This window comes from Polaribacter sp. (genome assembly GCF_965660385.1).
Lineage (GTDB): Bacteria > Bacteroidota > Bacteroidia > Flavobacteriales > Flavobacteriaceae > Polaribacter.
In genome coordinates this window covers 41,289-51,552 of record NZ_CBFHZT010000024.1, presented here as the reverse complement: position 1 = coordinate 51,552, position 10,264 = coordinate 41,289, and the positions used below count along the sequence as shown (strand labels likewise).

Annotated in this window: 11 protein-coding genes and 1 pseudogene; 4 read left to right on the top strand and 8 right to left on the bottom strand. The window is 29.5% G+C overall.

Translation table 11 applies throughout. The features are described from left to right. Window positions 1-861: pseudogene (locus ACTG3V_RS09125) on the top strand (magnesium chelatase); the annotation flags it as partial. A 130-nt stretch (window positions 862-991) separates the two neighbouring features. Here the strand turns inward: ACTG3V_RS09125 and ACTG3V_RS09120 are convergent. The 4 genes from ACTG3V_RS09120 to ACTG3V_RS09105 all read right to left on the bottom strand — a co-directional run bounded on the left by ACTG3V_RS09120 (window position 992) and on the right by ACTG3V_RS09105 (window position 4,760). Further along, window positions 992-1,447 carry a GNAT family N-acetyltransferase gene (locus tag ACTG3V_RS09120; RefSeq protein WP_439131856.1) on the bottom strand — a complete coding sequence of 152 codons (456 nt, stop codon included), beginning with the start codon at window positions 1,445-1,447 and terminating at the stop codon, window positions 992-994. A 2-nt stretch (window positions 1,448-1,449) separates the two neighbouring features. Next, a complete protein-coding gene (locus ACTG3V_RS09115) occupies window positions 1,450-2,628 on the bottom strand; it encodes a lipoprotein N-acyltransferase Lnb domain-containing protein (protein WP_439131855.1) in 1,179 nt (392 codons plus the stop codon). Window positions 2,629-2,633: 5 nt separating this feature from the next. Next, the gene (locus ACTG3V_RS09110; RefSeq protein WP_439131854.1) at window positions 2,634-3,713 is read right to left on the bottom strand and encodes a PorV/PorQ family protein; all 1,080 of its coding nucleotides are present in this window, start codon (window positions 3,711-3,713) and stop codon (window positions 2,634-2,636) included. 66 nt (window positions 3,714-3,779) lie between these two features. Continuing rightward, complete coding sequence (locus tag ACTG3V_RS09105; protein ID WP_439131853.1) at window positions 3,780-4,760, bottom strand: YheT family hydrolase; 981 nt, start codon at window positions 4,758-4,760, stop codon at window positions 3,780-3,782. Window positions 4,761-4,858: 98 nt separating this feature from the next. Here ACTG3V_RS09105 and ACTG3V_RS09100 point away from each other — a divergent pair, with 98 nt between their 5' ends. Genes ACTG3V_RS09100 through ACTG3V_RS09090 form a run of 3 tightly spaced genes read left to right on the top strand, consistent with a single transcriptional unit; the run spans window position 4,859 to window position 7,199 of the window. After that, entirely contained in the window at window positions 4,859-5,620 is a 762-nt protein-coding gene (locus ACTG3V_RS09100) for a CDP-alcohol phosphatidyltransferase family protein (RefSeq protein ID WP_439131852.1), read from the top strand. Next, window positions 5,620-6,834 carry a sensor histidine kinase gene (locus tag ACTG3V_RS09095; RefSeq protein WP_439131851.1) on the top strand — a complete coding sequence of 405 codons (1,215 nt, stop codon included), beginning with the start codon at window positions 5,620-5,622 and terminating at the stop codon, window positions 6,832-6,834. Before ACTG3V_RS09100 ends, ACTG3V_RS09095 begins: the two co-directional genes overlap by 1 nt. 2 nt (window positions 6,835-6,836) lie before the next feature. Next, the gene (locus ACTG3V_RS09090) at window positions 6,837-7,199 is read left to right on the top strand and encodes a glyoxalase (RefSeq protein WP_439131850.1); all 363 of its coding nucleotides are present in this window, start codon (window positions 6,837-6,839) and stop codon (window positions 7,197-7,199) included. Between the two features lie 28 nt (window positions 7,200-7,227). Here ACTG3V_RS09090 and lptB read toward each other — a convergent pair whose 3' ends face one another. The 4 genes from lptB to ACTG3V_RS09070 form a co-directional block, all read right to left on the bottom strand. Beyond that, window positions 7,228-7,968, bottom strand: a complete 741-nt coding sequence (gene lptB / locus ACTG3V_RS09085) for an LPS export ABC transporter ATP-binding protein (RefSeq protein WP_439131849.1) — start codon at window positions 7,966-7,968, stop codon at window positions 7,228-7,230. A 113-nt stretch (window positions 7,969-8,081) separates the two neighbouring features. Beyond that, window positions 8,082-8,435 (bottom strand): carboxymuconolactone decarboxylase family protein, encoded by a 354-nt coding sequence (locus ACTG3V_RS09080; RefSeq protein ID WP_439131848.1) that lies wholly within the window; start codon window positions 8,433-8,435, stop codon window positions 8,082-8,084. After that, complete coding sequence (tatC, locus tag ACTG3V_RS09075; protein WP_439131847.1) at window positions 8,419-9,240, bottom strand: twin-arginine translocase subunit TatC; 822 nt, start codon at window positions 9,238-9,240, stop codon at window positions 8,419-8,421. The genes ACTG3V_RS09080 and tatC overlap by 17 nt, the downstream gene beginning before the upstream one ends. After that, window positions 9,240-10,208, bottom strand: coding sequence for a KpsF/GutQ family sugar-phosphate isomerase (locus ACTG3V_RS09070; RefSeq protein ID WP_439131846.1), 969 nt, complete (start codon window positions 10,206-10,208; stop codon window positions 9,240-9,242). Before ACTG3V_RS09070 ends, tatC begins: the two co-directional genes overlap by 1 nt. Between the last annotated feature and the right edge of the window lie 56 nt (window positions 10,209-10,264).

The following is a 10,264-nucleotide window of genomic DNA, read 5'->3' as shown; positions in this document are numbered from 1 at the left end:
CTACAAGAAGGCGATATTCAAATTCGTGGATTTAAATTGCGTTTGCCTTTAGATATGCAGTTTGTATTTACAGCAAACCCAGAAGATTATACCAATCGTGGAAGTATTGTAACACCACTAAAAGACAGAATTGGTTCTCAGATTTTAACGCATTATCCATACGATATTGAGACTGCAAAAATCATAACACAACAAGAAGCAAAAAACAATCAAAAAGACTTTATTAAAGTGCCAGAATTGGCAAAAGATTTGCTAGAACAAATTGTGTTTGAAGCTAGGGAAAGCGAATATATTGATGCTAAAAGTGGGGTAAGTGCACGTTTAAGCATTTCTGCTTTCGAAAATTTATTAAGTACTGCTGAACGAAGAGCGTTATTATCTGGAGATGATGAAACCATGATTCGTTTAAGTGATTTTGACGGAATTATACCTGCAATTACAGGTAAAGTAGAATTGGTGTATGAAGGAGAACAAGAAGGTGCACAAGTGGTTGCTGAAAATTTAATTAAAAAAGCCATTAAATCTTTATTTCCAACCTATTTCCCTGAGATTAAAAAGTTAGAAAAACAGACTGATGAATCTCCTTATGACGAAATTGTGTCTTGGTTTTTTAATGCTGATGATGATTTTGAATTGTTAGAAGATTTTAATGATGGGCAATATAAAAATGAGTTGGATAAAATTACACCAATGCAAAAATTTCTAGAAGAACATCAAACTAATATGAATCCAAATGATGCGTATTTCGTAAAAGAGTTTTTGTTATGGGGAATGGTTGAATTTAAAAAGTTAAGTAAATTTAGGTTTGCAGAAGGTACCCAATTTAAAGATCCTTATGGAAATTTTATAAGTGGTTTGTAAATAGTAAATGACTATAAAAAAGGCGGTTTAAAATATATATGTTTTAGATGGCCTTTTTTTAGTTTGTAAAAAGCGACTTAAAATAAAATTTCAACTAAAAATTTACTTTTTTTTAGGCTTTTATTTATAGCTATAAATGCAATAACATTTTGATATCTGAGCGTTCGTAACGAGAATTTTCTTCTAATTCAATTTCTTGAAAACCAACTTTTTTATAAAGATGAATGGCAGAAGCTAAGCTTCTATGTGAATATAAAGTGATGCTTTTCCAACGTTGTTCTCTCGCAAAATGGATGCAAAAATCTAGCAATTTCCTTCCAATTTTTAATCCTTGAAATTCAGGTGATACTGCCATTTTACTCAACTCAAAAAAGCTTTGATGGTTAATAAAGGCAGCAACACCAACTATTTGATGATTAAATTTTGCAAAAAATATAAATCCTCCAGGGTCTAAGACATATTTTTTTGGGTTGCTCAGAACCTTTTCATCATAAGGCTCTACATAAAAGTATTTTTTTAACCATGCTACATTTAAATCATAAAAGTGATGCGCGTAATTCTCTTGAAAAGGAATTATTTCTACCATTATTAGGTGATTGTAATCGGTTTACGTGATAAAAAAAGATAACGTACAAAAAACAAAATCAACAAAGGAATCACTGCGATTGGGAAAGATTGTATACCAATAATCCAAAATATTGGAACTAATACGATTAACAATACTAAAATTTTAAAGTATAGAGTAATCCATTGTTTTCGTGTTTTTTTAAAGGTTAAAATAGCGATAATCAAATTTGGTGCAAATGCCCATAAAAAGTTAAAATTATTGGGTGTTGTAGAATGATTGGTAAAAAACCATAAAAAAACAATTAAAACACCAATAATACCAGTTGTAAAAAGCAACACAAAATCGAACCATTTGGTAATTTTATTTTTCTTAAAATCCTTATAAGTAATCAGCAAACCAAGTAAGCAAAATGCGGTAAAAACTAAAAACGGATTTAGTATAGGAATAGTTTGTTTAACTTCTTTAAAGTCTAGTAAAACATCTTCTCTTTTTACTAATTTTTTGGGTTGATTGTGAATGTAAACCATACTTTCATTAAAAATACGATATACATAATCTGGCAAGTACATGTATTCTTTATAGTTGGCTTTAGCATCTAATTTATTGCCTAATGCTAAATTGATGCCAAAACTACCCCAAGTATTCCATGGACTTTCATTGTCCATTAGTTGTCTAAAAGACAATTCTTCTTCTATTTTTTCTGCACTAAATTGTAATTTATCACCTAAAATAGAATTCGTAATATCTCTTAATTTAGTGGCACAATTGTTAAAATAAGGATCATAAAAATAGGTGGCATTTTCAGGTAAAGCATTATTTTCTAAATACATAAAAAATGCTTGACGCTGTTTTTTATTTAAGTTCAAGACTTGTTGTTTTACCCAACGTTTGTCTTTTTTATAACTAGCTAAAAAATATTTAAAATCGTATCTGGCTAATTTATACAGAAGTTTTCCTTTGGTGAAATTCCCATAAAAATTAGGCGCATTAAAGTCAAACATTCCATAATTGTAAATAATGTCTAAACGTAATACAGGATCTTTAATTCTAATAGCAGAATGCCCAAAAGCTTCATACAATGCTGTTCCAGGCCCTGCAGTAACAATACTTATTTCAGCATACGTAGAAAGCTGAACTTGTGCTTTGACAGGTTTTATCAACAATAAAAAAAAGAAAATTAAAAGAAAACTTTTTTTCATAAATATTAAGGTCTAAAGAAACTGTAATCAAAAGTAACCGAAAAAATATTAGAAAATAAGGCATTACCTACACTACCAATATTGGTTAAAGCATAATCCACTTGAATACCTTTGTAATTAAAACCAACTCCGAAATTAGGTTGAACAGATAAAGATTTACCATCGTTAAATTGGGTGATGTACTGAAAGTTACCAACGCCTAAACGCAAATACACCAATCTGTCATAATCGAATTGAAACCCAATTGCAGGATCAATACTACCTATTTCTGATGAAAATATGTCATTACTTTGTTCAAAACGTACATTTACATCTACTTCAGACATCAAATTAAAAAAGCGACCAATTCTGAATTCTTTGGCAACTCCCAATTGTATTTTAGGTTTTGTAAGTTCTGTAGTTTCTGGCAAGGTTTGATTTTGTCCTGGAATTGCGTTTCTAATCTTTTCAAACTCAGCTTCATTAATTGCCCAACTGTTAAAAGTAGTTGTAATGTCTCTTGCCATTAATCCAAATTTCCAATTGTTTCTTTCAAACTGAATGCCCACATCAAAACCAAATCCCCAAGAAGTAGCAAACTGCCCAATAATTCTGTGAACTACTTTGGCATTTACACCAAATTTAACATCCTTGAAAATTAAATTTCTAGCATAAGCAATATTAAATGCGTAATCTGCAGCAGAAAACAGGCTAATTCGATTAAAATCTATATTTCCATCGCTATCAATTAATTCTGTGGTGTTTAAAATATCATCAACTCCAAAACGTATTACAGAAATTCCGAGTGCACTTTCACCATCAATTGGCATGGCAAAAGCAGCATGATTGTAATTGGCAATGCCTGCAAAATAAGAAGCGTGCATTAAAGAACCTTGTACGTCTTCAATGCCCACTAAACCAGCAGGATTCCAATACGTTGCGTTAACATTATTAGTGGTGGCAACAACTGCCTTACTCATACCCAATGCAGCAGCATCCACACCAATATTTAAAAATTCGTTAGAGTAATTTCTAAATACTTGTGCATGTAAAAAGTAAGGAAATATGAAAATAAAAAATAAAATTCTATACTTCAAAAGTTGCATTATTTATGAATAACAAATATCTTAAAACCTACTAAAATAACTGCTGTTTTTTAGAGATATTGTTTGTTAAAAATCAATCTTAATATTTTCTTTAATAAAACGCGCTATTCTATGTTCTAACCACCTGTTTTCATCTGGTTTAAACGAGGTCATAAAACCAACATGACCACCATATTTTGGGGCTTCAAAAAAGAAAAATTCAGAATTTTCAGCCTCTTTATATGGATAACATTCTTGAGATAAAAAAGTATCGTCTTTAGCGTTGATTAACAAGGTAGGTTTCTTGATTTTTAATAAATATGGTTTAGAACTTGCTTTTTCCCAATAATCTTCTGGGCTTTCAAATCCAAAAACAGGCACTGTATATAAGTATTCTAGGTGTTTAAATTTTGTAGCTTTAAATAATTTGTCTTTATCTAAGTTATATTCTGGGAATTTATGTGCTTTTTCTAAGATTTTGTTTTTCATTGTTTTAAAAAACATTTCCATATAAAGCTTGTTTTTTATTTTATCCATTTCTTGTTCAGCAGTAGCAATATCAATAGGCACAGAAACTGCAACTCCACCTTTTATAGTTGATGAAACAGCATCACTTTTTTCCCCTAAATATTTTAAGGTAAGATTACCACCTAAACTAAAACCAATAATTACGATGTTTTTGTAATTATAATTTTCTAAGAGATAATTAACAACAAAATCTACATCTTCAGTTTTGCCACTATGATATGTAGAAAGTAACCAATTATCTTCGCCACTACAACCTCTTAAATTAAAACAAACCATATCTATACCTAAACTATTTAAATGGTTGGTATTTGATGCCATGTATTTAGATGCTGAACTACCCTCTAAACCATGAATTAACACCGCTAATGTTTCAGAACCTACAAAAGAAAAGTCTAAATCAAAAAAATCATGATCCCATGTTGTAATTCTTTTTCTTGTGTATGTTGCAGTATCTTTCATAAAAAGAGGCCTAAACATAGTATTAAAATGGCCATTTCTAAAAGGAATTGTTGGTAAAAAATTTGACTCAAATACAGGCATAGCTTTTAATTATTGATAACAAATATGATAAAAAAACTAACAATATGGAAAATTAGACTGCTGGGATTGCTTATTTTTGTTGTAAATAATATTTTTTTATGATGAATATTGTAAAACAAATACCAAACCTTTTAACACTAGGCAACCTTTTATGTGGAACTATAGCAGCTATTTTAGCTGTTCAAGAAGATTTTATAGGTGTAGCCTTTTTTGTGGTAATTGGTATTATTTTTGATTTTTTTGATGGCTTTGCTGCACGATTGTTAAACGTATCTGGTGAGTTAGGTAAACAACTCGATTCTTTAGCAGATATGGTTACAAGTGGTGTTGTGCCTGGTATTGTTATGGTTAAATTGATGCAAATTAATTTATTTAATGGGGTAGAGTTTGGAGAAAATAAAAGTTTTGATGGAATTTTCGATAATTCAATTTTAGGCTACTCCCTTATTGGATTGGTAATAACATTAGCCGCTTGTTATAGATTAGGAAAGTTTAATATTGATACAAGACAGTCTGATTTTTTTATTGGTTTGCCTACACCAGCAATGAGTTTATTTATAATTTCATTACCTTTAATACAGGCAAAAACAGATTATACTTTTGTACAAAGCCTTATAAGTAATAATTATTTTTTAATAGCCATAACTTTGATATTAAGCTATTTAATGAATTCTGAAATAACGCTGTTTTCGTTAAAGTTTAAAAATTATGCTTTTAAAAACAATTGGTTAGTTTATTTATTTTTAACTTTTTCTTTAGTGTTAATTTTGTTAACAAATTATTTAGCTATCCCAATAATTATTACCTTGTATATAGTTTTATCAGCATTAAAAAATTTAACCCCCAAAATTAAACAATAATGATTACAGCTGCTTTACCCAAAAATGAAGAAGAAAGATTAAAGATATTAAATGAATATAAAATTCTTGATACATTACCAGAAGAAGATTATGATGCAATAGCTAAAATAGCGTCTGGAATTTGTGATACACCAATAGCACTAATTTCTTTAATTGATAAAGACAGGCAATGGTTTAAAGCGAATCATGGTATAGATGCAAAAGAAACTCCAAGAGAACTAGCTTTTTGCGCACATAGTATTTTACAACCTAATGATTTATTTATTATTAACGATGCTACAAAAGACAATCGTTTTTTTGACAATCCATTAACCACCAATGATCCCAATGTAATTTTTTATGCTGGGGCACCTTTAACAACTTCAGATGGTCTTGCACTAGGTACATTGTGTGTAATTGACAGCAAACCTAAAGAATTAAATAATGAACAAAAAGAAGCTCTTAAACTATTAGCCAAACAAACGGTTCGTTTATTAGAGTTGCGTAAAAGAAATCACCAACTTAATAAAGTTAATGATAAAGTTACAAAATTAAATGAACAGCTTAATAATTTTGCTTATCGATTAACACACGATTTAAAATCTCCTATAAGTGGTGTGAATTTTTTGGTTGAGATTTTAAAAGAAGATTATAAAGATTTATTTAAAGAAACAGAAGCAGAAGAGTACATTAACCTCATTTCTAGTAGAATGAATTACATGAGTACTCTTATTGATGAAATTTTAGAATATACGAAAGTAAATACAGAACATATTGTTTATGAGGATTTTAATTTAAAAACTCTTTTAGATAGTGTTATTAAAAATATTGATTTTGAAAATAAAATTTCTTTAAACTCCGATAGTTTAGATATCAACATAAGAAGTTCTAAAATCGGTTTTGTACAAGTATTTCAAAATTTAATATCGAATTCTAGAAAATTCTGTGATGAGGAAAAGGTAAATCTTGAGGTGGAGTTCTCTAAAGACGATACACATTATTACTTTGTTTATAAAGATAATGGACCAGGAATTAAACAAGAATATTGGAAAAAAATCTTTGATATGTTTGAAACTTTAGAAAACACCAATAACGAAAATACAGGGATAGGTTTAGCTACTGTGAAATCAATTATTAAACGTTTGGGAGGTATTATTTATACTAAAGATAGAGAAGATCTTAAAAAAGGTGCTAGTTTTCATTTCTCTATAGCTATACATGAAGTTAACGAATAACTATGGAGAATTTTAAATCGATAAGAGCATTTATTGGTGCAAAAGACTTTAACGAGTCGCGAGCATTTTATAAAGCATTAGATTTTATTGAGTTACAATTATCCACAAACATGTCTTATTTTAAAGTTGATGAAAATTTAGGCTTTTATTTGCAAAAAGCTTATGTGAAAGATTGGGTAGATAACTCCATGCTTTTTTTAGAGGTAGAAAATATCGAAGACTATTTAAACCTATTAAAAAGTAAAAAATTGGCAGAAAATTTTCCAAGTGTAAGATTATCTAAAATAGTAAAGAATGATTGGGGAAAAGAATTCTTTTTACACGACCCTTCTGGAATTCTGTGGCATATAGGTTGTTTTTATTAAAGTATAGATTCCTTTATGTGATAAAGATTTATTGATAAATTTTCTTTTTCTTCAATTCAAAATCTTTACCTAAATATACTTTTCTAACCATTTCGTCAGCAGCCAATTCCTCTGGAGTTCCTTCTTTTAAGATACTACCATTGTACATTAAATATGTTTTATCTGTTATGGCTAGAGTGGCTTGCACATCATGATCTGTAATAAGAATACCTATGTTTTTATTTTTTAATTGAGCTACAATACTTTGAATATCTTCTACAGCAATAGGGTCTACACCCGCAAATGGTTCATCTAACAAAATAAAATTAGGGTCAGAAGCTAAACAACGTGCAATTTCGGTTCTACGCCTTTCACCTCCAGATAACAAATCTCCTCTATTTTTGCGTACATGTCCAATATTAAACTCTTCAATTAACGATTCTAATTTTATTTTTTGTTCTTTTTTAGATAAATCAGTGAATTGTAAAACTGACATTATATTATCTTCTACAGATAATTTTCTAAAAACAGAAGCTTCTTGTGCCAAATACCCAATCCCTTTTTGCGCACGTTTGTACATGGCATCATTAGTGATTTCTTCATCGTTTAAATAAATATGACCTTCGTTCGGTTTTATCATACCAACAATCATATAAAAAGAGGTTGTTTTACCAGCTCCATTAGGGCCTAATAGTCCTATAATTTCACCTTGTTCAACTTGTAAAGAAATGCCTTTTACAACTTTTCTACTTCCGTATATTTTTTGAATGTTGTTTGCTTTTAAAATCATATTTATAAAAACGTGTAAATGTGTAAATGTTTAATTGTGTAAATGTATTTAATAAAATGCTGTTATATTCTTAAAAGAATATTAAACAATTACTCGATTCAACAAATAAACAATTAAACTTTTTCCTCTTCCTCAAGAAGCTCCCAATATTCAACTGCTTTTCTTAAATGCGGAATTACAATGGTGCCACCAATTAAATTGGCAATAGACATCGTTTCCATCATTTCTGCTTTAGTAACTCCATTTTTCATTGCAGCTTCTAGGTGATATTGTACACAATCATCACATCTTAATACTGCAGAAGCTACCAAACCTAACAGTTCTTTAGTTTTTACAGGTAGGTGACCTGCTGCAAAAGCATTGGTGTCTAAATTAAAAATTCGTTTGATAACTTTATTATCTGAAGCTAAAATTTTTTCGTTCATCTTAGAACGATAGTCATTAAATTCTTTAACTTTTGTAGGCATTCTTTTCTTGTTTTTTGATAACTCTTCGTGCAACAATTATTCCGATTTCGTATAAAATTAAGATAGGTATTGCAACAATAACTTGACTTGCAACATCTGGTGGGGTTATAATTGCTGCTAAAATTAATACAACCACTAAGGCATGTTTTCTATAGCGTTTTAAAAATTCTGGTGTTATTAAACCAATTTTTGCTAAGAAATAAATTAATACAGGCAATTCAAATAAAATAGAAACCCCTAACAGCATATTGGTAACCAATCCAATATGAGATTCTAGTGTAAAACTATTTTCAATAGTATCTGTAATTTGATAGTTGTATAAAAAGTTTATAGATACAGGGGCAATTACGTAAAAACTAAATAAGACCCCAATAAAGAATAAAAGTGAAGCAATAAAGATAAATCCTCTTGATTTTTTGATTTCATTTTCTGTTAGTCCTGGAGAAACAAAACGCCAAATTTCCCATAATAAATAAGGGAAAGCAACAATTAACCCTAAAATTAAAGAAGACCAAATAGAGTTCATTAATTGCGAAGTAACTTTTATACTCTGTAACTTTTTTTCGCCAATATTTATAGAACAAAAATCGCTTTCCATTCCAAATAGATTAAAGAAATCACAAAATAATTGATACGTAATAAAATCTGGGCTGGTATGTGCAAGCAAAAAGTGGGTGTAAACTTCTTCCGCAAAAATGAAAAAAGTAATTGCTAAGATAAAAATAGCAGCAGCACTTCTAACCAAATGCCATCTTAATTCTTCTAAATGTCCTAAAAAAGACATTTCTTTTTGTTGTGTAGCCATTAAAAAATACCTTCTTTAATTAAATCATGTAAATGTACAACTCCTGTATAATTATTTGCATCATCGATTACTAAAATTTGTGTAATACTATGCGCTTCTAAAGCATCTAAAGCATCAATAGCCATGGCATCTTGATGTATAGTTTTTGGTGTTTTACTCATGATATCATTTGCTACAAAATTTTTAATATCACTACTTTTGCTAAGCATTCGTCTAATATCACCATCTGTAATAATACCAATAATTTTTTTATTATTGATAACAGCTGTTACTCCCAAGCGTTTTTCAGTCATTTCAATAATTACTTTTGCAATGCTGTCTTCAGCAGAAACTTGGGGTAATTCATTGTTTTTAATCAAGTCAGAAACTCGTAAATATAAACGTTTTCCCAAAGCACCACCTGGATGATATTTTGCAAAATCTTTACTCGTAAATCCTTTTAATTTTAACAAGCAAATGGCCAATGCATCTCCCATAACCAATTGTGCAGTAGTGCTTGTTGTAGGTGCTAAATTATTAGGGCAAGCTTCTTTTTCAACATAGGTATTTAATGTAAAATCTGCATTTTTACCTAAAAAGGAATCAATATTTCCTGTGATTGCAATAATTTTGTTACCATAATTTTTAATTAAGGGAACTAAAACTTTAATTTCTGGAGTGTTACCACTTTTAGAAATACATATTACAACATCGTCATTTAAAACATTTCCTAAATCTCCATGAATAGCATCAGCTGCATGCATAAAAACAGCAGGGGTACCTGTAGAATTAAAAGTAGCTACTATTTTAGTGGCAATATTTGCGCTTTTGCCTATACCTGTTATAATAACTCTCCCTTTAAAATTATAAATATATTTTACAGCCTCTTCAAAAGCAGAATCTACAAAATTAGCCAAGTTAGCAATAGCTTTACTTTCGGCTAATATGGTGTTTTTTGCATTTGTAATAATAGATGTTCTATCTTTCAAGCGTTATGTTTTTATCAGAATAAAAAAAAGTTATATCTTTAGATATATAAAACAGG

Coding starts and splice junctions, on each gene's coding strand:
- ACTG3V_RS09120 (WP_439131856.1), bottom strand. CDS start 1,447: ATGGTAGAAATAATTCCTTTTCAAGAGAATTACGCGCATCACTTTTAT.
- ACTG3V_RS09115 (WP_439131855.1), bottom strand. CDS start 2,628: ATGAAAAAAAGTTTTCTTTTAATTTTCTTTTTTTTATTGTTGATAAAA.
- ACTG3V_RS09110 (WP_439131854.1), bottom strand. CDS start 3,713: ATGCAACTTTTGAAGTATAGAATTTTATTTTTTATTTTCATATTTCCT.
- ACTG3V_RS09105 (WP_439131853.1), bottom strand. CDS start 4,760: ATGCCTGTATTTGAGTCAAATTTTTTACCAACAATTCCTTTTAGAAAT.
- ACTG3V_RS09100 (WP_439131852.1), top strand. CDS start 4,859: ATGATGAATATTGTAAAACAAATACCAAACCTTTTAACACTAGGCAAC.
- ACTG3V_RS09095 (WP_439131851.1), top strand. CDS start 5,620: ATGATTACAGCTGCTTTACCCAAAAATGAAGAAGAAAGATTAAAGATA.
- ACTG3V_RS09090 (WP_439131850.1), top strand. CDS start 6,837: ATGGAGAATTTTAAATCGATAAGAGCATTTATTGGTGCAAAAGACTTT.
- lptB (WP_439131849.1), bottom strand. CDS start 7,968: ATGATTTTAAAAGCAAACAACATTCAAAAAATATACGGAAGTAGAAAA.
- ACTG3V_RS09080 (WP_439131848.1), bottom strand. CDS start 8,435: ATGCCTACAAAAGTTAAAGAATTTAATGACTATCGTTCTAAGATGAAC.
- tatC (WP_439131847.1), bottom strand. CDS start 9,240: ATGGCTACACAACAAAAAGAAATGTCTTTTTTAGGACATTTAGAAGAA.